At 61.7% G+C, this 24,478-nt stretch carries 25 protein-coding genes and 2 riboswitches; of the genes, 17 read left to right on the top strand and 8 right to left on the bottom strand.

All coding sequences use genetic code 11. The features are described 5' to 3' along the window. The coding region (locus ABT24_RS11770) for a cytochrome c oxidase subunit 3 (protein ID WP_286737869.1) at positions 1 to 349 on the top strand (349 nt) is incomplete at its 5' end. A gap of 53 nt (positions 350 to 402) precedes the next feature. Here ABT24_RS11770 and ABT24_RS11765 read toward each other — a convergent pair. Then, entirely contained in the window at positions 403 to 606 is a 204-nt protein-coding gene (locus tag ABT24_RS11765; protein WP_013106870.1) for a twin transmembrane helix small protein, read from the bottom strand. A gap of 17 nt (positions 607 to 623) precedes the next feature. Here ABT24_RS11765 and ABT24_RS11760 point away from each other — a divergent pair, with 17 nt between their 5' ends. From ABT24_RS11760 to gluQRS, 6 genes are all read left to right on the top strand, one after another. Continuing rightward, the gene (locus ABT24_RS11760; protein ID WP_286737870.1) at positions 624 to 1,421 is read left to right on the top strand and encodes an SURF1 family protein; all 798 of its coding nucleotides are present in this window, start codon (positions 624 to 626) and stop codon (positions 1,419 to 1,421) included. Between the two features lie 64 nt (positions 1,422 to 1,485). Continuing rightward, positions 1,486 to 2,136, top strand: coding sequence for an SCO family protein (locus tag ABT24_RS11755; protein WP_232054198.1), 651 nt, complete (start codon positions 1,486 to 1,488; stop codon positions 2,134 to 2,136). Then, the gene (locus ABT24_RS11750; protein WP_276731296.1) at positions 2,133 to 3,296 is read left to right on the top strand and encodes a COX15/CtaA family protein; all 1,164 of its coding nucleotides are present in this window, start codon (positions 2,133 to 2,135) and stop codon (positions 3,294 to 3,296) included. Before ABT24_RS11755 ends, ABT24_RS11750 begins: the two co-directional genes overlap by 4 nt. A gap of 21 nt (positions 3,297 to 3,317) precedes the next feature. Beyond that, positions 3,318 to 4,226, top strand: coding sequence for a heme o synthase (gene cyoE / locus ABT24_RS11745; RefSeq protein WP_276707994.1), 909 nt, complete (start codon positions 3,318 to 3,320; stop codon positions 4,224 to 4,226). 11 nt (positions 4,227 to 4,237) lie between these two features. Then, positions 4,238 to 4,852 (top strand): SCO family protein, encoded by a 615-nt coding sequence (locus tag ABT24_RS11740; protein ID WP_276731299.1) that lies wholly within the window; start codon positions 4,238 to 4,240, stop codon positions 4,850 to 4,852. Between the two features lie 25 nt (positions 4,853 to 4,877). Then, complete coding sequence (gluQRS, locus tag ABT24_RS11735) at positions 4,878 to 5,786, top strand: tRNA glutamyl-Q(34) synthetase GluQRS (RefSeq protein ID WP_276731302.1); 909 nt, start codon at positions 4,878 to 4,880, stop codon at positions 5,784 to 5,786. On the opposite strand, the gene ABT24_RS11730 is transcribed toward gluQRS, so the two are convergent. The 4 genes from ABT24_RS11730 to lptF all read right to left on the bottom strand — a co-directional run bounded on the left by ABT24_RS11730 (position 5,764) and on the right by lptF (position 10,308). Further along, entirely contained in the window at positions 5,764 to 6,927 is a 1,164-nt protein-coding gene (locus tag ABT24_RS11730; RefSeq protein ID WP_276731304.1) for a pyridoxal phosphate-dependent aminotransferase, read from the bottom strand. The two genes, gluQRS and ABT24_RS11730, sit on opposite strands and share 23 nt — an antisense overlap. Positions 6,928 to 7,104: 177 nt before the next feature. Further along, entirely contained in the window at positions 7,105 to 8,055 is a 951-nt protein-coding gene (locus ABT24_RS11725) for a CysB family HTH-type transcriptional regulator (RefSeq protein WP_276731308.1), read from the bottom strand. 22 nt (positions 8,056 to 8,077) lie between these two features. Then, positions 8,078 to 9,175, bottom strand: a complete 1,098-nt coding sequence (lptG, locus tag ABT24_RS11720; RefSeq protein WP_276731312.1) for an LPS export ABC transporter permease LptG — start codon at positions 9,173 to 9,175, stop codon at positions 8,078 to 8,080. After that, a complete protein-coding gene (gene lptF, locus ABT24_RS11715) occupies positions 9,175 to 10,308 on the bottom strand; it encodes an LPS export ABC transporter permease LptF (protein WP_276731314.1) in 1,134 nt (377 codons plus the stop codon). The genes lptG and lptF overlap by 1 nt, the downstream gene beginning before the upstream one ends. 103 nt (positions 10,309 to 10,411) lie before the next feature. Here lptF and ABT24_RS11710 point away from each other — a divergent pair, with 103 nt between their 5' ends. The 4 genes from ABT24_RS11710 to ABT24_RS11695 all read left to right on the top strand — a co-directional run bounded on the left by ABT24_RS11710 (position 10,412) and on the right by ABT24_RS11695 (position 14,010). Further along, a complete protein-coding gene (locus ABT24_RS11710; protein ID WP_276731317.1) occupies positions 10,412 to 11,875 on the top strand; it encodes a leucyl aminopeptidase in 1,464 nt (487 codons plus the stop codon). 57 nt (positions 11,876 to 11,932) lie between these two features. Beyond that, positions 11,933 to 12,334, top strand: a complete 402-nt coding sequence (locus ABT24_RS11705) for a DNA polymerase III subunit chi (RefSeq protein WP_276731320.1) — start codon at positions 11,933 to 11,935, stop codon at positions 12,332 to 12,334. Continuing rightward, entirely contained in the window at positions 12,331 to 12,693 is a 363-nt protein-coding gene (locus ABT24_RS11700) for a hypothetical protein (protein ID WP_276731323.1), read from the top strand. The genes ABT24_RS11705 and ABT24_RS11700 overlap by 4 nt, the downstream gene beginning before the upstream one ends. A 180-nt stretch (positions 12,694 to 12,873) precedes the next feature. Beyond that, positions 12,874 to 14,010 (top strand): branched-chain amino acid ABC transporter substrate-binding protein, encoded by a 1,137-nt coding sequence (locus ABT24_RS11695; RefSeq protein WP_013124077.1) that lies wholly within the window; start codon positions 12,874 to 12,876, stop codon positions 14,008 to 14,010. A gap of 221 nt (positions 14,011 to 14,231) precedes the next feature. Here the strand turns inward: ABT24_RS11695 and ABT24_RS11690 are convergent, their stop codons facing one another. Continuing rightward, on the bottom strand, positions 14,232 to 14,558 hold the full coding sequence (locus ABT24_RS11690; RefSeq protein ID WP_013106855.1) for a c-type cytochrome: 327 nt from the start codon (positions 14,556 to 14,558) through the stop codon (positions 14,232 to 14,234). 196 nt (positions 14,559 to 14,754) lie between these two features. On the opposite strand from ABT24_RS11690, the gene ABT24_RS11685 reads away from it, so the two are divergent. From ABT24_RS11685 to ABT24_RS11660, 6 genes are all read left to right on the top strand, one after another. Next, positions 14,755 to 15,006: a TIGR04438 family Trp-rich protein gene (locus ABT24_RS11685; RefSeq protein ID WP_156053430.1), complete on the top strand. Its 252-nt coding sequence runs from the start codon at positions 14,755 to 14,757 to the stop codon at positions 15,004 to 15,006. A gap of 31 nt (positions 15,007 to 15,037) precedes the next feature. Next, positions 15,038 to 15,134: riboswitch (glycine riboswitch) on the top strand. A 3-nt stretch (positions 15,135 to 15,137) separates the two neighbouring features. Then, positions 15,138 to 15,248: riboswitch (glycine riboswitch) on the top strand. An 81-nt stretch (positions 15,249 to 15,329) separates the two neighbouring features. Then, the gene (gene gcvT / locus ABT24_RS11680) at positions 15,330 to 16,493 is read left to right on the top strand and encodes a glycine cleavage system aminomethyltransferase GcvT (RefSeq protein WP_286737862.1); all 1,164 of its coding nucleotides are present in this window, start codon (positions 15,330 to 15,332) and stop codon (positions 16,491 to 16,493) included. Positions 16,494 to 16,562: 69 nt separating this feature from the next. Beyond that, positions 16,563 to 16,937 (top strand): glycine cleavage system protein GcvH, encoded by a 375-nt coding sequence (gene gcvH, locus ABT24_RS11675; protein WP_276708013.1) that lies wholly within the window; start codon positions 16,563 to 16,565, stop codon positions 16,935 to 16,937. 26 nt (positions 16,938 to 16,963) lie between these two features. Then, positions 16,964 to 19,849, top strand: coding sequence for an aminomethyl-transferring glycine dehydrogenase (gcvP, locus tag ABT24_RS11670; RefSeq protein WP_276731333.1), 2,886 nt, complete (start codon positions 16,964 to 16,966; stop codon positions 19,847 to 19,849). Positions 19,850 to 19,860: 11 nt separating this feature from the next. Then, positions 19,861 to 20,931, top strand: a complete 1,071-nt coding sequence (locus ABT24_RS11665; RefSeq protein ID WP_276731335.1) for a threonine aldolase family protein — start codon at positions 19,861 to 19,863, stop codon at positions 20,929 to 20,931. 15 nt (positions 20,932 to 20,946) lie between these two features. Further along, positions 20,947 to 22,377: an L-serine ammonia-lyase gene (locus ABT24_RS11660; protein ID WP_276731338.1), complete on the top strand. Its 1,431-nt coding sequence runs from the start codon at positions 20,947 to 20,949 to the stop codon at positions 22,375 to 22,377. Positions 22,378 to 22,405: 28 nt separating this feature from the next. Here the strand turns inward: ABT24_RS11660 and ABT24_RS11655 are convergent, their stop codons facing one another. Next, positions 22,406 to 22,846 carry a hypothetical protein gene (locus ABT24_RS11655; RefSeq protein WP_276731341.1) on the bottom strand — a complete coding sequence of 147 codons (441 nt, stop codon included), beginning with the start codon at positions 22,844 to 22,846 and terminating at the stop codon, positions 22,406 to 22,408. 478 nt (positions 22,847 to 23,324) lie between these two features. Next, positions 23,325 to 24,478, bottom strand: a 1,154-nt coding sequence (locus tag ABT24_RS11650) for a hypothetical protein (RefSeq protein WP_286737861.1), incomplete at its 5' end; no start/stop codon positions are given.

Below are 24,478 nucleotides of genomic sequence, written 5' to 3'. Positions count from 1 at the left end.
CCACGCGCTGCGGGCATCGCATCGCGGAAAGGCTATTTTCTGGCTGTCACTGACGATTGCGCTTGGTGTGTTGTTCCTTTTCATGCAGGGCTATGAGTATCACCACGCTTACACCGTTGAGGGTGTGAAACTGACCTCCGGTATTTACGGTTCGACCTTTTTCATGCTGACCGGGTTTCACGGTTTCCACGTGTTTCTCGGTGCGACCATGTTGTCCGTAGTGCTGGTTCGCTTGATCAGGGGTAATTTCACCGCAGATCATCACTTCGCCTTCGAAGGCGCCGCCTGGTATTGGCACTTCGTCGACGTGGTCTGGTTGCTGCTGTACGTCTTGGTTTACTGGCTCTAAGCTCCACTCAGCAAAAAAATGCGCCGCACGTTGCGGCGCATTTTTTGTTCGGGTTATTGCCCGACATCATGTGGGTGTATCCACCCCATCTTGTAGCTGATGATCAGAATCAAAAAAAGCAAGACCGAGAATCCCACCCGGAAAGTCAGTGCGTACACAGCGCGATTGCTTTTGCCCTTATCCTTCATCACAAAGAATAGGCCGGAAAACAGGCTGCCGATGATGAGCAGGAAGGCGATGGGGATCAGGATTTTCATGGTGCGGGCTTGTGCAGATGTCTAAACAGATTACCTCAGATTCCGGGACGCTGATGTCTGAGAAGGCCTTTGGCCCCAAAGAGTTGCTGATCATCATTTTGGGGCTGTTGGTGATCGGAGTGACGACGTCGCTCGGATTTTGGCAACTGGGCCGCGCGCACGAAAAAGAGGCGCTCAATTTGCAGATGGATCAGCGCGAAAAGGCGCATCCGCTGCAGATCGGTCAGGCCGAAGTTCGGCTCAGTCGCGATGTCTGGCGGCGCGCTGAAGCGCGTGGCGTGTTTGCCGAGCAGTGGACGATCTACCTGCAGAACCGACAGCAAAACGAGCAGGTGGGCTTCTGGGTGCTGACGCCCTTGAAGCTCGCAGACAGCGATACTTATTTGATGGTGCTGCGCGGATGGGTGCCGCGAAATTTTCAGGCGATGGACTTGATCAAGCCCTATAAAACGCCTCAAGGATTGACAGTGATCGATGGACTTATTGCCCCGCCGCCATCAGAATGGTTTTCGTTTTTTGCCGAGCCGCCGGGCCAGGTCATACGCCAGAACGTCAATCTGCAGAAGTACGCGGACTTTCATCACATCAAGCTTCTGCCCTTCGTGTTGAGACAGTCAGGCGACCTGCACGATGGCCTTGGCAGGCAGTGGCCCGCAGCGAAAACCGGAGTCGGCACCAACTATGGCTATGCCGCGCAGTGGTTTGGCATGAGTGCCACGGGTGTGGTGTTACTGTTGTATTTTGTCTTTCAGCGTTTGCGCAAGACCAAGTCAAAGCGTTGCGCCGAAGGTTCGACTGCACCGCGCGTGCTGTGACCGCACGTTCAGCCCTTAATTGACCGATTGATTGTTTCGACGCCTTTGACTTGATGCCCCGACCGTGAGCTCCCCCTTGACCTCCAGCCTGCCCCCCTCCGCCCAGCCGCCTGTGCGCAAACCGCGGTCGATGTTGACGCTGTGGCTGTTGTTCGCCATGGCGGCAGCGCCCATAGTGGCCGCGTTTTTTTTGTTTTACGTCGTCCATCCTGCGGGCAAGCCGCCTTACGGCAGTCTGGTCGAGCCGCAGCGCCCGATTCCCTTGAATCTGGGCCTCAAAACGCTGGACGGCCAACCCTACAACCTGAAACGGCTCGAGGGCTACTGGCTGATGGTGATGGCAGCGCCGGGCGCCTGCGACAAAGAGTGCCAACAATCCTTGTTTTACATGCGGCAGATCCGCATCGCCCAGGGCGATAACCGCGACCAGGTCGTGCGCGTCTGGCTGGTGACGGACGATGCGCCGATCAACCCAGGCGTGTTGGAGCCGGCCGAAGGAACGTTGATCCTGCGCGGCAACCCGCAACAACTGGCCAGTTGGCTGCCTCACAAAGACGGCAGCTTGCAGGGGCCGACGTGGCTAGTCGATCCGTTCGGCCACCTGATGATGCAGTTTCCGGCCAACCCCGATCCCACCCGGATGCGGCGTGTGCTCGCCAAGCTGCTCTACAACAACGCCGGTATCAAGTTCAAGCATGTGGAGCCCGTCCAATGAGTGTCGCAAGCAATGCCATTTGGCAGTTTTCTCTGCACTGGGTGCAGGCGCTGGTGTGGGTGCTGGTGCTGGCCGGGGTGTTTTGGATGGGACTGAAAATGCGCTGGTCCAAGCTCACCGCGGTACTGGTGTTCCTCACCCTCGATCTGGTGATGTTCGGCTCGTATGTGCGCCTGACCGACTCCGGCCTGGGCTGCCCCGACTGGCCCGGCTGTTATGCCAAGTTCACGCCGCTGCAGGCGCATGAGCAGATCGCGCAGGCGGTTGAAGAGCAGGGCGGCACCCAGGGCTATGTGAGCCCCTTCAAAGCCTGGGTGGAAATGATCCATCGCTACGCCGGCAGCATTATCGGCACGCTGATCATGGTGCTGCTGGCCCGGGCGATCTGGGCGAAAAAACATGGAGAAGACATCAAGCTCGGCTTGCCGATCGTGCTCTTTTTCTGGGTGATCCTGCAAGGCCTGTTCGGTAAATGGACGGTGACCATGCAGTTGATTCCCCTGATCGTCACCCTGCATCTCATGGGGGGCGTCATCCTGCTGGCGCTACTGGCCTGGTTCTGGATGCGAAACCGGGCAGATTTGGTGAGCGTGAACGCCGGTACGCTCACGCGCGCTTTGCTGTGGATCGCAATGATCGCGGTCGGCATTCAGATTTTCCTCGGCGGCTGGACGAGTACCAACTACGCCGCTCTGGCCTGCAGCGGCTTTCCTACCTGCAATGGAAGTTTCGACCCCAATGCCAACTGGGCGCAGGGTTTCACGCTTTGGCGCCACCTAGGTCTGACCGGTGACGGCCAGCCGATCACCGAGGCCGCGCTGGTGGCCATTCAGTGGGGGCACCGCCTGTTCGCCATCGTCGCCACCGCGGCGGTGTTTGCGGCCGTTGCGGTGCTCTGGCGATTTACAGCATTGCGCCGTCTGGCGATGTGGATTGCAATTGCCGTGGTGCTGCAAGTCGTTTTCGGCATCGTGCTGGTCACCGAGGGGCATCCCCTGATCGTTGCCGTGGCGCATAACGGCGGCTCAGCCGTCCTGATGCTGCTGCTCGTCATGGGGATTTACCGCGTCAGCGCCACCGCGCGTCAACAAGCGCCTTCGGAATCGCTCGGCTCGGCCTTCGTCAAAGTGACGCCGCCCCATCCCTTGCCGAAGCATTGAGGCCTGCTTCAGGAGACTCTCATGAATCATCAAGTTCTCAACAACACCCCCAGCCCCCTGCGAATTGCGTCGCAGCTGTATGCGCTGACCAAGCCGCGCGTGGTGCAGCTGATCGTGTTCTGCGCGGTCATCGGCATGTTTCTCGCCGAGCCCACCCTGCCGGCTTGGCAGCCGGTGTTGTTCGGCACGCTGGGCATCTGGCTGGTGGCCAGCGCTGCAGCTGCGTTCAACTGCCTGGTCGAGCAGAAGATCGATGCGGTGATGCGCCGCACCGCCTGGCGGCCCTCGGCCAATGGCGAACTGAGCGCGCCGGTCATCATCACGTTTTCTGGGGTGCTGTGCGCCGCTGGCATGTGGCTGCTCTACACCCAGGTCAATCCGCTGACCATGTGGCTGACCTTCGGCACCTTCGTCGGCTATGCCGTGGTTTACACCATCTTCCTCAAACCGGCCACGCCGCAGAACATCGTCATTGGCGGCGCCTCGGGCGCCATGCCGCCGGTACTGGGCTGGGCGGCAGTGAGCGGCAACGTCTCGGTCGACGCCATGCTGCTGTTTCTCATCATCTTTCTGTGGACGCCGCCGCATTTCTGGGCGCTGGCGCTTTACCGGGTGGAAGATTACAAAAAGTCCGGACTGCCCATGCTGCCGGTCACGCATGGTTCCGAGTTCACCCGCACGCAGATTCTGCTCTACACCCTGCTGCTCAGCGCGGTGACGCTGCTGCCCTATGTGCTGGGCATGAGCGGCCTGATCTATTTGGCCAGCGCGGTGGTGCTCGACGGCATTTTTATCGCCTACGCCTGGGCGCTCAAGCGTGAGTACAGCGATTTGCTCTCGCGCAAGACCTTCCGCTATTCCATCCTGTACCTTTCGCTGCTCTTCGCCGCCCTGCTGGTGGACCATTATCTGCACTTCCACTTCGTCTGAACGCTCGTCTGATGCCCGCCCGCTTTTCTGCCGCACGTCGCTCGCTGGTTCTGTCTGCCGCTTTTGCGCCCCTTGCCTCTTTGGTGCTGACGGCCTGCAGCAAGCCCTATGTGTTTCACGGCGTGGACATCACCGGGGTGCCTTATGCCGATGGCTTTTCGCTGACCGATTTCAATGGCAAGACCCGCACCCTGGCCGACTTTGCCGGCAAGGTGGTGGTGATGTACTTCGGCTATACCCAATGCCCCGACATCTGCCCGGCATCGATGCAGGTGGTGGCGCAGGCCATGGACGATCTGGGTGAGAAAGCCCGCGATGTGCAGTTTCTGTTCGTTACCGTCGACCCCGAGCGTGACACGCCGGAAATCCTCAAGGCCTACGTCACTCATTTCAACCCGACTTTCCTGGCGCTTACCGGCACGCCCGAGCAGATCGCCCTGACGGCGAAAGACTTCAAGGTGTACTACAAAAAAGTGCCGGGCAAGACGCCGGGCAGCTACACCATGGATCACACCGCCGGGTTTTATGTGTTCGATCCCAAGGGCAAGATCCGGCTGTTCGAGCGCGAGGGCGTCTCGGCCAAAGATCTGGCACAGGACATCAACGCCCTGATTGAAGGGCATTGAGCCCGGGTCGCCAGTGTCCGCTGGCATGACGATATCCCTACAGGTACAGACTTACGTCGGCCGGTTTGCGCCGTCACCTACCGGGCCGCTGCATGCGGGCTCTCTGGTCGCTGCGCTGGCCTCCTGGCTGGACGCGCGCGCGCATGGCGGGCTCTGGCTGGTGCGCGTGGAAGATGTGGACTTCACCCGCAACCAGCCCGGCGCCGCCGAGTGCATCCTGCAGCAACTTGCGGACTGCGGTCTGCAGCCCGATCAGCCGCCCGTTTGGCAATCGCAGCGCGAGGCGCTCTATCAGCAGGCGCTCGACCAACTCGTCACCTCCGGTCGGGCTTACCCCTGCGGCTGTTCCCGCTCAGACATTCTGGCGCTACTTGGCGCGCAGGGCCGCCTGCCGGCGCGCGGGCAAGAGGCGGTCTATCCCGGAACTTGCCGCACCGGCTTGCACGGCCGCAGTCCGCGATCATGGCGCGTGCGTCTGCCTGACGATGCCGCGCAGCCCCTGCGCTGGAGCGACCGCCGCTTGGGCGCGCAGTCTCAGGTGCTTAGCCAGGAGGTGGGCGACTTTGTGCTCAAACGCGCCGACGGCGCCTGGGCCTATCAACTCGCCGTGGTGGTGGACGATGCGGCGCAAGGCGTGACCGATGTGGTGCGCGGGGAAGATCTGGCCGCTTCGACCGCCCGGCAGATCGCCCTGCAGCGTCTGCTCGGTCTGCCGACGCCGCGCTATCTGCACACCCCGCTGGTGCGGGACGCGCAGGGACAAAAACTCTCCAAGCATCAGGGCGCGGCAGCCTTCGTGGCCGGGGCGCAGAGCGTGCAGCACGCGCTCGGTGTACTGGGGCTGGACGTTCGTTCCAACACCCTGCCCGAACTGCTGGCGCAGGCGGTGCAGGCGTGGCGCGATAAATGGCCTACAGCGCAGCAAGCCGTTTGAGCGCGGCGTCCAGCGTGGCGTCTTGTTTGGCGAAACAGAAACGAACCACGCCGCGCTGCCGTCCGTCGGGCTCGAAGGCCGATAGCGGAATAGCGGCCACGCCGATCTCGGCGGTGAGCCAGCGGCAGAAGGCGTCGTCCGGCAGGTCGCTGATGGCGTCGTAGCGCACGCACTGAAAGTAACTGCCGCTGCAGGGCAGCAGTTCAAACCGGCTGGCCGCGAGTCCGGCGCGGAAGCGGTCGCGCTTGGCCTGATAGAAGCCGGGCAGATCGCGGTAAGGCGCCGGGTCGGCCAGATAGTCGGCCAAGCCATGCTGCATGGGCGTGTTGACGGTGAATACGTTGAACTGATGCACCTTGCGGAACTCCGCGGTGAGCGCGGCCGGGGCGGCGACGCTGCCGACCTTCCAACCCGTGACGTGAAAGGTTTTGCCGAAACTCGACACCACGAAGGCACGCGCGGCCAGGCCGGGAAACCGCGCGGCGCTTTGATGCTGTGCGCCGTCGAACACCATGTGCTCGTACACCTCATCGGCAATCAGCACAATGTCGGTGGGCGCGAGCAGCGCTTCGAGCTGCCGCATATCGGCCTCGCTCCAGACCGTGCCGCTGGGATTGTGCGGGCTGTTGATGAGCAAGGCACGGGTGCGTGGGGTGATGGCCGCGGCGATGGCGGCGAAATCCGGGCGGAAGTCGGCTTGCAAGGGCACGGTGCGGGCCACGCCGCCGCACAGGGCGATGTTGGGCAGGTAGCTGTCGTAGCTGGGCGTGAGCACGATGACTTCATCGCCCGGATGCACCACGGCGAGCAGGGCCGTGAAAATGGCCTGAGTCGCCCCGGCGGTGATGGTGATTTCGGCGTCGGCGTCATAGCGCGCACCGTGCAGGGCCGCGATCTTGTCGGCCACCGCTTGCCGCAAGGCGGGAACGCCGGCCATGGGCGGATATTGGTTGGCGCCGCGGCGCATGGCCTGATCCACCGCGTCGATAAGGCGCGGGTCGCAGGAAAAATCCGGAAATCCCTGGCCGAGGTTGATGGCGCCATGCTCCTGCGCCAGTGCCGACATGACGGTGAAGATGGTGGTGCCGACTTGCGGCAGACGCGAGGCAATGTGGGGCGTTTGGTGAGTTTGGGGCGACATGGGGGACAGCGGCGGTCAGAGGGTGTGAATGAATCCGGCGTGGCCGAGCAGCGCGTCCAAACGCCCGCGATCAAGGCGCAAAGCACAGCCGTGCCCGTCGGCACGGCGAGCATTTGCAACGCCGAGCGGGGGTGTTTGGGCGCGAGGAGCGGGCGTGGCGGATTTGTTCACACCCTCTCAGATGGAAAACACGTCTTGTCCGTCCAGCTCACCACGCAGGGTTTGCTCCACCAATTTGCGCGGCAGGCGGGGCGAGATCAGCTCGGTGAACAGGGGCACGAAACTGCGTTGCAGCACGCCGCGCTTGAACGCCACGCGCGTGAGCTGCTGACCGAACAGATGCCCGGCGGGAAGCGCGCGCAGTGCGGTGTCACGTTCAGCCGAGATGGCCATTTCGGCGATCAGCCCCACACCCAGCCCCAGTTCGACATAGGTTTTGAGCACGTCGGAATCGAGCGCTTCGAGCACGATCTGCGGTTGCAGGTTGGCATGGGCAAAGGCGGCATCGATCTGACGGCGTCCGGCAAAGGTGGGCTCGTAGGTCACCAGCGGAAAGGTGGCCAATTCGGCCAGGGTGAGCTCGGTGCGATCACACAAGGCGTGCCCGTGCGGCACGACGGCCAGATGCTGCCAGCTGTAGCAGGGCAGGGTGAGCAGGTCGGGCGAATCTTGCAGCGACTCGCTGGCCAGGCCTAGATCGGCGCGTTCTTCGCGCACGGCCTGCGCCACGTGGTCGGGCGTGCCCTGCAGCAGTTGCACCTGCACGGCGGGCATGCGTCGGCGGAACTCGGCGATCACCCAGGGCAGCTTGTAGCGGGCCTGGGTGTGAGTGGCGGCCACAGTGAGCTGGCCTGCATCGCGCGCGGCGTAGTCCTGCCCGATGCGCTTGAGGTTGGCGACCTCGCGCAGAATGATGTCCACACTGCGCAGCACCTCGATGCCCGGCTCGGTGAGTTTGCGGATGCGCTTGCCGTGGCGGCTGAAAATTTCCACTCCCAGCTCGCTCTCCAGCTCGATGATGGCCTTGGACACGCCGGGCTGCGAGGTATGCAGCGCCCGCGCCGCCTCGGTGAGGTTGAGCTTGCGGCGCACGGCCTCTTGCAGAAAACGGAATTGGTGCAGGTTCATCGCAATCCTTGTTCGGCCGGTTTTAGCGGAACCGCACCTGCCAGGCAAACACGATCAGCCCCAGTCCGCCAAACAGCAGCATGGGCATGGCTGCGGTGATGGCCGGCGGCCACGTTCCCAAAATGCCCAGACTGGAAAACAGGGTGTTGAGCAGGATGAACGCGATTCCCAGCACGATGCCCGCGAGCACTTTGCCGCTGACGCCTTTCGAGCGCGTGTGCAGGTAGGCGAAGGGCAGGGCCAGCAGCAACATCACCACGGCGCTGAAGGGGTAGAACAGCTTTTTCCACAGTTGGATTTCATAGCGTTCCGCCGCCTGATGATTGGCGCGCAAATGCTGGATGTAGCGCCACAGGTCGATGGCCGACATCTTGTCGGGCGATAGCAACAGCACTCCGAGCACGCTGGGCGAGAGCGAGGTCCGCCAGCGATAGCTCGGCAACTGGGTCACTTTTAATGCGGCGCCGGTCTGTTGCGGGAGTTCGGTGCGGGTGAGGTTGTGCAGCATCCAGGTGCCACCGCCTTCGTACTGGCCACTGGGCGCATGCAGTTCCGCAGCAATCTGCGCCTGGGCATTGAGCACGTAGATGTGGATGTCGGTGAGATCGCCTCGGGTGTTGATGGCCTTGATGTTGACGGTCTGATTGCCGCTTCGGTCTGAATCGTTGCGCAGCCAAACGCCCGAAGCCAATTGGGTGCCGATGCCGGAACCCCCCCCGGCCTGCAAGCGCGCCGACAGTTGCCCGGCTGCCGGTGCAAGCCACTCACCGAGCAGGAACAAGGTGACGACCAGTGCGGCGGCCAGTTGCAGCAGCAAAACCAGCGCCGCGCGCGGGCTCAGTCCCGAAATTCGCAGAATGGTGAATTCGCTGCTCGCAGCCAAAGAGGCCAGCGCGAACACGCCGCCCACCAGCGTGGCGATGGGCAAGACTTCATAGGCGCGGCTGGGCATGCTCAGCGCAACATGCAGCAGGGTGCCGCTCAGGCTGAAACCCGGTTTGCCCAAATTGCTCAGGTCGTTGAGCATGTCGATGAAAAACAGCAGCGCAAGAAAAGCCAGGGTCACCAGACCCACAGCGCTGAGCACATGCAGCAGCAGAAAGCGGCGTACCGTGCGCATCAGGCGTGTGCTCCGGATCGTGCGCGGACTGGCCACAGGCGGTGCAGCCAGCCGTTGCCCCGCATCAGCAGCAACAACAGGAACAAAATCGCGCTGCCGTGCACCAGCAGGAAGCCGCTGGTAAATCCCACCCGGCCTTCGCTGATCCAGCCTTGCAGCACATTGAGCAGGTTGAAATAAATCAGGTAGACCAGAATGGCGCTGATCAGGCTGCCCGCGCGGCCGGTTCGCACCGAACCCGAGGCCAGCGGCAGCGCCATCAAGGCCAGCAAGGCCGCAGACAACGGCACACCTAGCCGCCACGACAGTTCGCCCAGCCAGTTGGGAATGGCCGGGTTGAACAGATACTCGGTGGGTACGTTGCGGTTGGGCTGCGTGAGCCAGTTGACCGGCCCGGTCTTATTGTCCGCCACATTGCTCAAACCGGTGGTTGCATCGAGCCGCATGTCCAGCGAATCGAAGGAAGTGATGGTGTAGTTGGCCTGACCCGGCGTATGCGCGTAGCGGTTGCCGTTGCTCAGCACCAGAAAGGGCTGACCATCGATGCGCTGCACCTGCGCCGAGCGTGCCGTGATCAGCACCGCCTGTCCCGAGGTGTCATCGCGGATGAAGATGTCGTGCGCCACCCCCCCGGCCTGCGCGCCCTTGTCGATGAAAAATACCCGCTTGCCCGAGGCCGATTCGCGGAACTGCCCCGGCGCCACCCGCGAAATGTCGGAGCGTTGCTCGAAGCGAATGCGCAACGCCGTGGACTGCTGGTTGGCCCAGGGCCAGGCAAACAGGGTGAGTGCGGCGATCAACAGCAGAATGGGCCACGAAAAGCGCAGCACGCTGACCATCAACCGCAGCCGCCCCACCCCGGTGGTGCGCCAGATGGTCATCTCGGAATCGAGCCACATGCGGGTGAAGGTGAGCAGCACCGCCAGAAACAGCGACAGGGTGATGACGATCTGCAAATAGCTCAGCGCGGTCAGACCGATGAGCAGAAACACATCCTGCGGGCTGGCCTGACCATCGGACGCCTGACCCAGAATGCGAATGAGCATCAGGGTGATGACCACGGTGAACAGCACGGTGAAAGCGCCGCCGAAATTGCGGCTCATTTCACGGCGCAGGGTCAAATCGAGGAGCATGAGGAAAACTGGCGGCTGGGGCGATGTGGGCGGCGGGCCGCTGGGGGGCGTAAAGCGAAGCGCGATGGAATAATGCAGCCACACTCACTCAGGAACCCTGAACATGAAATTCAGTATATCCGCCGTCAAAAAGCCGCTTCAGACCAAAACCGATGCCCTGGTGGTCTTTGTGCCCGAGGGGCGCGGCGCCAGCGGTCTGAACGATGCGGACGCACTCGACAACCTGATCGCCCAACTGGCCGTGGATGGCGATTTCAAGGCCAAGCCTGGCACCGTTCTGTCACTGCACCGGCCCACCGCGGTCGCGGCGCGGCGTCTGCTGCTCGTGGGGCTGGCGGCCAAGCCGGAATTGCGCGACTGGAAAAAGGCGCTGCAGGCCGCCGCCCAGATGCTCAAGACCTTGCCGGTCAAGCAGGCGCATCTGCTGTCGGTCAATGGCCTGGATACCCTGGCTGAACTCACGCCCACGGTGTTCTCCGAGGTGTTCTACCGCTTCGATACGACGCGTAACGTCGAAGACGCCGATACCCCTGCGCTCGAAGCCGTTCAGCTCTGCGCCGTGGGGGGCGATGCCGTGCCGACTTCGGCGAAAGCCGCCCTGCAGCAGGCCGAGTCGGTCGCCATCGGCGTGCGCCTCACGCGCGAACTCGCCAATCTGCCGGCCAATTACTGCACGCCCACTTACCTCGCTGAAATGGCGAAAAAGATGGCCAAATTCCACGGACTGGACTGCAAGGTGCTCGGGCGTCCGGAAATGGAAAAGCTCGGCATGGGTTCGTTTCTGGCCGTGGCGCAGGGCTCGGTGCAGCCGCCCAAGTTCATCGTGCTGGAATATCGCGGCGCGGGCAAGAAAGACGCGCCGCATGTGCTCGTCGGTAAAGGCGTGACCTTCGATACCGGCGGCATTTCGCTCAAGCCCGGCGCCGAGATGGACGAAATGAAGTTCGACATGTCTGGAGCCGCGTCGGTGCTGGGCGCGTTCGAGGCCATTGCCCGCATCAAACCCAAGATCAACGTGGTCGGCCTGATCGCGGCCACCGAGAACATGCCCGACGGCGGTGCCATCAAACCCGGTGATGTGGTGACCAGCATGTCGGGTCAGACCATCGAAATTCTCAACACCGACGCCGAAGGCCGCCTCATCCTCTGCGACGCGCTGACCTACGCTGCGCGCTACAAACCGCAGTCGGTGGTGGACATCGCCACGCTCACCGGGGCCTGCGTGATTGCGCTGGGCAAGGTCAACAGTGGCCTGTTCACCGCAGACGACGCTCTGGCCAACGCGCTGCTCGAAGCCGGTCGCGCCACGCTCGATCCCTGCTGGCGCATGCCGCTTGAGACCGACTACGCCGATGCGCTCAAGAGCAATTTCGCCGATGTGGCCAATATCGGCGGGCGGCCTGCTGGCGCCATCACCGCAGCCTGCTTCCTGTGGCGTTTCGCCAAAGACTACCGCTGGGCGCACCTCGACATCGCGGGCACGGCCTGGAACAGCGGCGCCAACAAGGGGGCCACCGGCCGCCCGGTGCCGCTGCTGGTCAGCTACCTGCTGTCGCAGGCGCAGTAAGCGTTGTCCGGCAACCCGCCGTTGCGCGCCATCATGCCCTGCTCAGTCGAGTTTCGTGTGAACCTGCCTGACCCGCTGCGTTACGCCTGTGGGCTGCTGCGCACGGCGACACAGCGCGGCGCTCGCGTGCTGGTAGCCGCGCCCGAGCCCTTGCTCACGGAACTCGATCCGTTGTTGTGGACTTTTCAGCCCGGCAGTTTTGTGCCGCATGTCTGGCAGGACGACCCGCTCGCTGACAAAACGCCGGTCATCCTGGCGCCCCTGCCCGATCTGCCCCGGGCCGGGCGGGTGACTGCCCTGGTGAATCTCGGCCCCGATCTGGTGACCGGCTGGGAATCTCTGGAGCGAGTGATCGAGCTCGTGAGTGAAAACGGGCCCGACAAGCCCGCCGCCCGCGAACGCCTGCGCGCTTATCGGGCCGCCGGGTTCGATCCCACCATCATCCCGTCCCGATCATGAAATCATTACCGCCCAACCCTGTCGTCTTGCCCGTGCTCACCGAGCGATTGGAGCCTGAGGATGCCGTGATCGAGGAAGACATCGTCGACCCCCCGTTTACAGTCCAGCCCTCGGCCTATGCGCAGGCGGTCTATCGCCGCCCCGAGCTTGCACAGTCTGCAGACGTTCCGTTGCTGGAGGTGCCCGCCATCGACCTCGACGAACTCTGGCTGCGCATCGCACCCGGGCTGCAGCAGCAGTTGCTGGAGCTGGTTTACGCCGAACTGGATGCGTTGGCTCCCCAACTGGCCGCCAGACTGTTCGACACCCTCAAGCCAACCCTGCGCGCCTCGCTCGCCGAGGCGTTGCAGCAAGCTTGAAACCGCTTGAACTGAAATAGTTTTGCCAGGCAGTCAACCCAAAAGCCAGCGGGCACATTGCTTGCTAGTGTTGGTAAAGGCGATCTGTTCAAAATTCTGTAACTCGGTTAATGTATCGCCCTGTCAGATTCAAGCTGACTTCACAACACAACACACGTCTTTCCTATTGGAGGCTCATTCATGAAACTGAAATACGTCGCTCCGCTGCTGGCCCTGTCCATGGCCATTGGCACCGCCTACGCTGCGGACACCATCACCGTCACCATCGGTAGCGCATCTCCCCTGTCTGGCCCGCAAGCCAGCTTCGGCCAGGACAACGCCAACGGCGTGAAAATGGCCATCAAAGATCTGAACGCGCAGAACATCGTCATCGGCGGCAAAAAGGTCGAGTGGAAGGTCGATGCCCAGGACGACCAAGCCGACCCGAAACAAGCCACCACCGTGGCGCAAAAATTCGTTGATGAAAAGGTCAATGGCGTCGTCGGCCACTTGAACTCCGGCTGCACCTTCCCCGCTTCGCGCATTTACAACAACGCCGGCATCCCCAACATCACTCCTTCTTCCACCGATCCCAAGATTTCGCAACAAGGCTTCAAGACCTTCTTCCGCATCATCGCCAACGACAGCGCGCTGGGCGCAGGTTTGGCCAACTATGCCAAGAACACGCTGAAAGCCAAGACCGTCGCTGTGATCGATGACCGTACCGCCTACGGTCAGGGCGTGGCCGACGTGTTCGCCAAGACGGCCCAGAAAGACGGCATGAAACTGGTGGATCGCGAGTACACCAACGACAAAGCCACCGACTTCTCCGCCATTCTGACCAAGATCAAGGCTTCGCAGCCGGACATCATTTTCTACGGCGGCATGTATCCCCAGGCCGGCCCGCTGGTTCGCCAGATGCGCCAACTGGGCATCAAGGCCACGCTGATGGGCGGCGATGGCATCTGCGCACCGGAACTGGGCAAGCTCGCGGGTGAAGCCGTTGCTGGCGTCACCTGCGCCGAAGGCGGCTCGCCACTGAGCCAGATGCCGGGCGGCGAAGCCTGGAAAAAGCGCTATGACGCCGAGTTCGGCGCCAGCGCGTTCCAGCTTTATTCGCCTTACTCGTATGACGGCACCATGGTGCTGGCGCATGCGATGATGAAGGCCAAGTCAGTCGATCCGAAGAAGTACCTGCCCTTCATCCAGAACATCGACTACAACGGCGTGACCAAGAAAGATATTCACTTCACCAAGACCGGTGAGTTGGTGGACGCCACCATCACCATCTCGACGTTCGACAAGGACGGCAAGAAGAGTGTGGTGGCCGTGCAGTAAACCCGGTGCGATTGGACCGTCTGTTGCGGCAGCGGTCCATCAAACCCAAGCGCCCTTCGGGGCGCTTTTTTGTGGGCGCCGACTCAGTCTGTGGAAGCGGCGCGCATAAAAAAGCCGAGAGACCTCGCGGCATCTCGGCTTTTCAGCGTCGCAGACCTATCGATCTACGTCCTTCAAGGCAACACTAGATATTGCGGGTGTCGCCTATGAATGCGTATGAATTACTTCTTCAGCGACAGCACCCACTCGGCCAGTTGCTTGGCTTGGGCGGGGGTGACTTGCGGGTTGGCGGGCATGGGCACCGGGCCCCACACGCCAGACACGCCGTGCAGGATGGCCTTGCTCAGGGTGTCAACCGCACCCGGTTTGCCAGCGTACTTGGCGGCGACTTCCTGGTAGGACGGGCCAACCAGTTTTTTGTCCACTGCGTGGCAAGCCAGGCAGTTCTTCGATTTGGCCAGAGCCAGCATGTCTTCAGCGGCGAAAGCCGATGACATGGTCATGGTGGCGGCAGCGGCCAGGGCAGCAGCGAAAACAGCTTTTTTCATTCCAGTCCTCCAGTAGGGTTAAACAAAACGGGTACAGCCAAGTAACGCATCTTAATCAATTCGGTTGACGCGCAGCACAAGAAGTCAGCGAGAATTGCTCAGGTGTCATTTCAGATTGATTTCACGCAACACGCGCAGTGCAAATCGGTGTTTCCTTTTGTATCTTGTCGCTATTTCCTCTCATGGGTGCACTGTCATGGCGTTTGTCATTCTGGGTCTGATCTTTATCGTCCTCAAACTCCTGAGCATCGGGCCCGTGGCGGCCTGGTCTTGGTGGTGGGTGCTCCTGCCCTTGGCTCTGGCGTTCATCTGGTGGGAGATCATCGACCCCATGTTCGGCATCTCGAAAAAGCGGGCCATGGGCGACATGGCCGATCGGCAGCAGGCAAGACGGCAAAAGTATCGTGAAAGCCTGGGGCTGGGCGGTGGAGAGCGCCGAAAAAAATAATCCGCGCAAGCCTTTGTCGGGCTGCGATACACTGGCTTTGTCAGGAGAGCGCTGCAATGTCATGCAGCCGCCGAAGGCGTAAGCCCTTACCGGGTGTACCGCTCAGGCAAAAGGACTGACCACACCGCAAGGTGTTCCTCACTGGAGAGTGGCGCTGAAACTGAGCGCTCACCGAAGGGGCAAGTCTGGCAACTCGGGTTCGCCGGATCAATCTCTCAGGTACCCGGGACAGCGAGGGGTTGAGTGCTGTGTCTTGCGCCGCGATGGCAAGAGATGCGGCGGCATTGGCGCCTTCAGGCGTCTCACCCCCCGCGAGAACCGACGTGTCCCACTCCGCAGATTCCGAACTGATTTTGACGCCCCTGCACGCCCTGCACCTTGAACTCGGTGCGCGCATGGTGCCATTTGCCGGTTATGCCATGCCGGTGCAATATCCGAAGGGCATTCTGGCCGAGCACCTGCATACCCGGCAAAGCGCGGGGCTGTTCGATATTTCGCATATGGGGCAAGTGGCGCTGCGCGGCGATGACGCCGCTGCGGCGCTCGAAACCTTGGTGCCCATGGACATCCAGGGGCTGCCCGAGGGCAAGCAGCGCTACGCCTTGTTCACCAATGAGCAGGGCGGCGTGCTCGACGACCTGATGGTGATTCCGCGTCAGCGTGCCGATGGAGCCGGGCAGGAACTGTTCCTTATCGTCAATGCCGCCTGCAAGGTGCAGGATGTGGCCTTGCTGCAGACGCTTTCTGATCGCTGCGAGGTTGTGCTGCCCCTGCCCGAGCAGGCCTTGCTGGCGCTGCAGGGGCCGCAAGCCGTGCAGACCTTCGCCCGTCTGGTGCCCGAGGCGGCCGACCTGGTGTTCATGACAGGTCGCTGGATGGATGTGCCGACCGAGGGGGGGGCGATTCGCATTTTTGCCACACGCAGTGGCTACACCGGAGAAGACGGGCTGGAAATCTCGGTGGCCGCCGCCGATGCGCTGCGACTTGCGCGTTTGCTGCTCTCTCTGCCCGAGGTTGAGCCCATCGGTTTGGGGGCGCGCGACACCTTGCGGCTCGAAGCCGGGCTCTGTCTTTACGGTCACGATATCGACACCTCGACCACGCCGGTCGAGGCGGGGCTGACCTGGGCGATCCAGAAGGTGCGGCGCAACGGTGGCGCGCGCGCCGGAGGATTTCCGGGCGCCGAAGTCATCCTGGCCCAAATCGATCAGCCGAATCTCGCGCCCCGGCGCCGCATCGGCCTTATCGGTCTGGATCGCACCCCGGTGCGAGAGGGCGCGGAGCTGCTGGCCGCCGATGGCCGGGCTGCTGGCCGGGTGAGCAGCGGCAGCTTTGCGCCGAGCGCGGGCGGCCCCGTGGCGATGGCCTATGTCGCCGCCGAGTTTGCCGTTCCCGCGGGCACGCTGTACGCCCAGGTGCGCGGCCGTGCCGTGCCCATGCAGTTGCAACCCATGCCGTTTGTGCCGCACCGCTATTGGCGTGGTTGATGGCGCGATTGCAGCCTTGATGCCTTGCCGCGTCTAATTTGATTCCCTTTTTGATATCTGGAGTTTTCCATGAGCCTGAAATTCACCCCCGACCATGAATGGATTCGCGTCGATGCCGCTGGCGTCGCCACCGTGGGCATCACCCCGCATGCGCAAGATGCGCTGGGCGACGTGGTGTTCGTCGATCTGCCCGAAGTGGGCAAGACCTACGCCGCGCACGACACCGTGGGCGTGGTCGAGTCGGTGAAGGCGGCGGCCGATGTATTCAGCCCGGTTTCGGGCGAAGTGACCGAGGTCAATGAGACCCTGCGCGCCGATCCGTCGCTCGCCAACTCCGACCCGCAAGACAGCGGCTGGTTTTTCCGCATCAAGCTGTCTGATCCGAGCCAGCTCGACGGCCTCATGGACGAAGCCGCCTACGCCGAACTGCTCAAGAACGCCTGAACACACCTGCCTTTCCGGAGATACGCATGTTGATGTCCACCCAACCCGCGCTGCGCGATCTTGAAGATGCGCAGGCCTTCCAGCGCCGTCACATCGGCCCCGATGCGGCAGAGCAGCAGCACATGCTGTCGGCGCTGGGCGCTGAAGATCTGTCGGGTTTGATGAGCGCGGTGATCCCTGCAGCTATCCGTCGCAAGCAGGCGTTCGATTTGCCGGCGGCCATCGACGAAGCTCAGGCGCTGAGCGAGTTGCGCGGCATCGCCAGCGGCAACCGGGTGATGCGCAGCTATATCGGCCAGGGCTATTACAACGCCCTGATGCCCGGCGTCATTCAGCGCAATGTGCTGGAGAACCCGGCCTGGTACACCGCGTACACGCCGTATCAGCCGGAGATCAGCCAGGGGCGGCTGGAGGCGCTGCTCAACTTCCAAACCCTGGTGGCCGATCTCACCGGCATGGATGTTTCCAACGCCTCCATGCTCGACGAGGCCACCGCCGCCGCCGAGGCCATGACCCTGGCGCTGCGTTCGAGCAAGTCGCCCGCCAAATCGCAGCGCTTTTTCGTCGCTGACGATGTGCTGCCGCAAACCCTCGAAGTGCTGCACACCCGCGCCGCGCCGCTGGACATCGAGGTCGTTACCGGCGCGGTGGACGAGGCGCTGGAGGGTGAGTATTTCGGCGTGCTGCTGCAATACCCGGGCGTGGACGGTACCGTGCGCGACGACCGCGAACGCATCGCCGCGCTCAAGGCCAAAGGCGTGCTGGTCGTGGTGGCGGCCGATCTCCTGGCGCTCACCCTGCTGATGTCGCCGGGTGAACTCGGGGCCGACATCGCCTGCGGCACCACGCAGCGTTTCGGTCTGCCGCTGGGGCTGGGCGGCCCGCACGCCGGTTATCTGGCGGTGCGCGACGCCCTCAAGCGCTCGATGCCCGGCCGTCTCGTCGGCGTGAGCCAGGACGCGCATGGACAACCGGCTTACCGCCTGGCGCTGCAAACCCGCGAGCAGCACATCCGCCGCGAAAAAGCCACGAGCAATATCTGCACCGCGCAGGTGTTGCCCGCCGTGCTGGCCAGCATGTACGCGGTGTATCACGGCCCCGAGGGCCTCAAGCGCATCGCCCAGCGGGTGCATGCCTACACCGTATTGCTAGCGCAGGGGCTGGAGCAGGTCGGCCTACCGGTGCTCAACGCCCAGTTCTTCGACACCCTGACGGTACACACCGGCGCGCGCACTGAAGAGGTGCATGCCGCTGCGCTGAAGCGGGGCATCAACTTCCGCCGTATCGGCGCGCAGCATGTCGCGGTGTCGCTGGACGAAACCGTGACCCGCGGCGATCTGGCCGACATCCTGGCCTGCTTCGGCGTGACGCAGAATGAAGCGCTGTTTGCCGCCGCAGAAAAGGGTGTGGCGCCGCGCTGGCCGCAGCAACTGACCCGAGTCAGCGCATTCCTCACCCATCCGGTGTTCCATCGCTATCGCAGCGAGACTGAAATGCTGCGCTACCTGCGCCGTCTGGCCGACAAGGACATCGCGCTCGACCGCGCCATGATTCCGCTGGGCTCGTGCACCATGAAGCTCAACGCCACCAGCGAGATGACGCCCATCACCTGGCCTGAGTTCGCCGCCATTCACCCCTTTGCGCCCGCAGACCAAACCCGCGGCTACACCCAACTGGCGCAGCAGCTCGAACAATGGCTGTGTGCCGCCACGGGCTACGACGCCATGTGCCTGCAGCCCAACGCCGGGTCGCAGGGCGAGTACTCAGGGCTGCTGGTCATTCGCGCCTATCACGCCAGCCGGGGTGAAGGGCATCGCGATGTCTGCCTGATTCCCTCTTCGGCCCACGGCACCAACCCGGCGTCTGCGCAGATGGCGGGCATGAGGGTGGTCGTCACCGCCTGCGATGCGCAGGGCAACGTCGATCTGGCCGATCTGCGCGCCAAGGCCGAGCAGCATGCCGACCAGCTCGCCGCGTGCATGATCACCTACCCGAGTACGCACGGCGTGTTCGAGACCGAAGTGCGCGCCATCTGCGACATCATCCACCAGTATGGCGGGCAGGTGTATGTGGACGGCGCCAATATGAACGCGCTGGTCGGCCTGGCCAGCCCGCCCGAGTTCGGTGCGGATGTGTCGCACCTGAATCTGCACAAGACCTTCTGCATTCCGCACGGCGGCGGCGGCCCCGGCGTGGGGCCGATCGGCGTGCGCGCCCACCTCGCCCCGTTCCTGCCAGTGCATCGCACTGCGGGAGTGGACCGCCCTGAAGCGGTGGGGGCAGTGAGCGCAGCGCCATTGGGCAATGCCAGCGTGCTGCCGATTTCGTGGATGTATATGCGCATGATGGGCGCGGACGGGCTGACGCAGGCCAGCCGCGTGGCCATTCTGTCGGCCAACTACATCGCCGAAAAGCTCAAGGACCACTATCCGGTGCTCTACACCGGCGAGAACGGCCGCGTGGCGCATGAATGCATTCTCGATCTGCGTCCGCTGAAGGATGCCACCGGCATCAGCAACGAAGATGTCGCCAAGCGCCTGATGGACTACGGTTTTCACGCACCGACCATGAGCTTCCCGGTGCCGGGCACGCTGATGATCGAGCCGACCGAGAGCGAGTCGCTGGCCGAGCTCGACCGCTTCATCGACGCCATGATCGCCATCCGCGCCGAGATTGCCCGGGTGGAAAAAGGGGAATGGCCTCGTGAGGACAATCCTTTGAAGGCCGCCCCGCACACCGCAGCGAGCGTGCTCGGCGCGGATTGGGCCCATGCCCACAGCCGCGAGGAGGCCGCCTTTCCGATTTCCGCCTTGAAGGCCAACAAATACTGGCCGCCGGTGGGCCGGGTGGACAACGCCTGGGGCGACCGCAACCTGCAGTGCGCCTGCCTGCCCATCAGCGACTACATCTAAAAAGACGCACCATGCACCCCCCTGAACTCCGCCAGCATTTCGCTAGCGATAACTACGCCGGCATCTGTCCCGAAGCCCTGCACTGGCTGCTGCAGGCCAATGCCTCGGGCCATCAGCCGGCGTATGGCGACGATGGCTGGACGCACCGCGTCTCCGACCGGCTGCGCGATCTGTTCCAGACCGATTGCGACGTGTACTTCGTGTTCAACGGCACCGCGGCCAACTCGCTGGCGCTGGCCGCCATGTGCCAGAGCTATCACGCAGTGATCTGCACCCCGGTGGCGCATATCGAAACCGATGAATGCGGCTGTCCGGAATTTTTCTCCGGCGGCTCCAAGCTGCTGATCACCGAGGCTGAAAGCGCGCAGGCGCGGCGCGGCAAGCTCACGCCCGAGGCCATCGACTTTCTGGCCACCAAGCGCAGCGACATCCATTCGCCCAAGCCCAAGGTCGTCTCCATCACCCAGGCCACCGAGTTGGGCACGGTGTATAGCGTCGAAGAGGTGCGAGCCATTGCCGCCATGGCCAAGCGCCACCATCTCAAGCTGCACATGGACGGGGCGCGGTTCGCCAACGCCGTGGCCACGCTGGGCTGTCATCCGAGCGACATCACCTGGCGCGCCGGGGTGGACGTGCTGTGCTTCGGCGGCACCAAGAACGGTCTGCCCGTGGGCGAAGCCGTGGTGTTTTTCGACCGCGAGCTGTCCGCCGATTTCGCCTGGCGCGTGAAGCAGGCCGGGCAGCTCGCCTCTAAGATGCGCTTCATTTCCGCGCCCTGGCTGGGCATGCTGGAAAACGACAACTGGCTGCGTCACGCCCGCCATGCCAACGCCATGGCGCAGCGTCTTTATGCTGCCATCCATGAGGTGCCCGGCGTACGGGTGATGCATCCGCCCGAGGCCAACGCGGTGTTCGCCCATCTGCCGCGGGCCGTCATCGATACCCTGCACGGCCAGGGCTGGCGCTTCTATGAATTCATCGCCGACGGCGGCTGCCGCCTGATGTGCGCCTGGGACACTACGCCGGAATCGGTCGATGCTTTCGCCGCCGATCTCATCGCGGCCTGCACGGCGCAGGCTTGATCTGAAGGAGACGTCATGGCCGTCTCCGTGTTCGATCTGTTCAAGGTAGGCATCGGCCCCAGCAGTTCGCATACCGTGGGGCCGATGCGGGCTGCGCGACTGTTCGCCCTGCATCTGCAAAGCAGCCAACTTATGTCCCGCGTCGCCCGACTGGAATGCGCGCTCTATGGCTCACTGGGCGCTACGGGCAAGGGTCATGGCACCGACAAGGCGGTCATCCTCGGTCTGATGGGCGAGCAGCCCGATACCGTGGACGTGGACGCCATTGCCGCGCGCATCGCGGCGCTGCAGACCACGCACCGGCTCGACCTGCTCGGCACGCAAGCGCTGGACTTCGACCCCGCGCGCGACATCGTGTTTTTCGCGCTCGAGCAGTTGCCGCTGCATGCCAACGGCCTGCGGTTTTCTGCCCATGACGCTGCTGGCGCGCTGATTGATCAGCGGATCTACTACTCCGTGGGCGGCGGCTTCGTGGTGAGCGAAGACGTCGCGGCCGATGGCGAAAAGCAAAAACGCATCGCGCCCGACACCACCGTGCTGCCCCTGCCGTTTCACAGCGGGGCAGAGCTGCTGGAACTCAGTCGTGCGCACCAACTCAGCATCGCGGACGTCATGCGCCGCAACGAGCAGCATTGGCGCAGCGATGTCGAAATCAACCGTGACCTGCAGCACATCTGGCAGGTCATGCAAGCCTGCGTCGCGCATGGCTGCGCCACCGAAGGCGAACTGCCCGGCTGGCTGCATGTGCGGCGCCGTGCGCCCAAGCTCTATCGCACCCTGAGCGGCGCAGACGGCGCTGCGCTGACTGATGCCTCCGCGCTGCCGATGCCGCCAACGCCGCTGAGCGATCCGCTCCAAGTCATCGACTGGGTCAATCTCTTCGCCCTGGCCGTCAATGAAGAGAACGCCGCGGGCGGTCGCGTGGTCACCGCGCCGACCAACGGCGCTGCGGGCATCATCCCCGCCGTGCTGCACTACTACACCCGCTTCGTCCCAGACGCGAGCGAGGCGGGCGTGGCCGACTTCCTGCTCACCGCGGGCGCCATCGGCCTGCTCTACAAAGAAAACGCCTCGATCAGCGGCGCCGAGGTCGGCTGCCAGGGGGAGGTGGGCGTGGCCTGCTCCATGGCTGCCGGTGCGCTCTGCGCTGTCATCGGCGGCACACCCGAACAGGTGGAAAACGCCGCGGAAATCGGCATGGAACACCACCTCGGCCTGACTTGCGACCCCGTTGGCGGGCTGGTGCAAGTGCCCTGCATCGAACGCAACGCCATCGCTTCGGTGCAGGCGCTCAACGCCGCGCGCATGGCCCTGCACGGCGACGGTCGCCACATCGTTTCGCTCGATCAGGTCATCAAGACCATGCGCGAAACCGGTGCCGATATGCAGACCAAATACAAAGAAACCGCCCGCGGCGGCCTGGCCGTGAATATCGTGGAGTGCTGAATCCAAGAGAGGCAAAAGCTGCGGCTTACTACTTTTGCTTTGTGGATACAGCCCCCATTGCCGACGCGATTTTCTTCCGAGCGGCATCCGTGTTCTCCATACGTCCTGCCGCGACGAAAACCGGACGGCTGTCTTCAATCCCAACCACTGCGGGGATGCCCATAATATTCGCCTGCTTGAAAAACGCACTCATTGCGGGCGGAAATTTCCACCAAGGCGAAGGCCAGCGTACCCGAACGAATTGAATTGAAGTTCCATAGTCATTACTCAAGGATTTGAAAGGACCGCCATCTGCTGGCTCGCATGCGGTACATTTTGGGTCGGAACTGTCAAATAAAACGACTACCTTTGCATTTTTTTCGAGATAACCTTGCAATTGTTGTGGTGGAACGTCAACGAATCCGGCATTGGCGCAATTTAAAAGCCCGAAAGAAAGAAGTGTAGATAGGAGGACGGCGTTCGGCATCATATTTATTTCCAATAGCGCAGCGAATTTTATTTGTTCGCAGAAATGGGATGGTATGAACTGATAAGCTGTATTAAATTATCAGGCTATGGGATTAAAAGTTTTTATAAAGAAAGTCACTATTGCCCCGAAGATGAAAAGATCATGCCAAAACCTGGCTGAAATAAAAATAATGCTTCCTTTTTGAGGAGAATTTGATTTTCAGTTTCTTTATCGATAAACAATCTTCCCTTTTGCGGCTTGACCCTGAGATCAATCATCCAGTTCGCCAATGCAGAGAGCAAAAGAACCAGTCTAATCGTCCAATGACTTGACGAATAGAAATGCGGTCTAAAAATAGAATTTACTGAAATATTGACCAAAAATTCCACTGACGATCATGGCCAGAGGAATTAATGCACTTAAACCGCTCCATATCAACAACATAGGGCGCTCCTTTGATAGCAGTTAGATCGCGGGATAAAAGAATTGTCATCGAGTTTTAGTGATCAGCGGAGCCGACCGCGATATCCTGAACGACCTGGTAATTCTCGGCGGATAGCGCCGAATTTTGGTAGGCGTAGTTTGCAGTGAATTCACAGACGTTGAAATTTCCAGCAGGAACCTGAGCACTCTTCATGCCATTGAAGGTAGTGGTTACAGTTTGAGTCATGGGAACTGCGTTTCCATTGCTGGTGTACGAAAGATTGTATTCATAACTCTGCCCCAATTTTGTTGTGAAATCGATGAAGCCATAGTATGGAGAATAAGTTGTGGTGTAACCGCCCATAACTATAGAATATATTCCGATTTGGTTGTTTTGGTCGATCAAGTAATTCGTCGTGGATGCGCTATTGATCCCGCTTTCAGTTTCTTGATCTTGCCACGCAGATTGCCCATTAAAGTTGGTAGGCCCAGAAATACTGTGTGCTTCCGTGATTGTGGATGAATTGCCCTGGCTATCAGTAGAACCGTAAACCAGATTGATGGTGTTCCCGTTTTGCAGATATTTGGAATTGAAGCAGGAGGTCGCATCTGTTTGGCCCGAACTGCTGCCTAATCCGTTTGAGTTACTCGTGTCTGAGGTGCTGCCGCTGCCCTGGGTAGTCGTTGCGGTACCGCTTAGGATGTATGTTTCACCTTTGGTCGTGGGCATTTGCAATTGAAGGAGGTAGTTTCCCAGGTTGCCGAGTGCGATCGAATTGGTGTTCGGGACAGTGAGAGGGTAGGCGTCAAAAAATCCGTCAATGCCCGTGCCATTTGTGACAAAGGTTTGCGTGACTGAATCGAACGTAGCGCCGTTTATGCCATATTGGCTGAGAACCTGCGTCAAGCTATTCTCGATTTTAGAAACAGCCATTTCATAAGTTGTAGAGAAGCTTGGGGAACTCATGGTCTGAAGAACTCCCGGAGGCGGAGCACTTTGCGATGCTGTAGTAATGTCGAAGCTTATGTTGGCTAGTGCTAGTGCCGTATACAAATAAAAAGTCGTCAGGGGAGTGATATTTACTGTGCCCGATACGGTTTGTCCCGGGTTAGGGACGGACATTGATTCAGCGGCCGGGACTGTCCGGATTTTTGTGTTCGAGGCGCTGGGAGACTTTTCCACGGCGTCGGTCGGCGCTTGCGACGAACCGAGCGACGCGGTGGGAAAGT

Origin of the sequence: Thiomonas sp. SCN 64-16 (genome assembly GCF_001725585.1) — a bacterium.
In the GTDB taxonomy this organism is placed as follows: Bacteria; Pseudomonadota; Gammaproteobacteria; order Burkholderiales; family Burkholderiaceae_C; genus Thiomonas; species Thiomonas arsenitoxydans.
The sequence above is the reverse complement of the archived record's forward strand: the minus strand, read 5'-3'. Positions and strand labels throughout refer to the sequence as shown.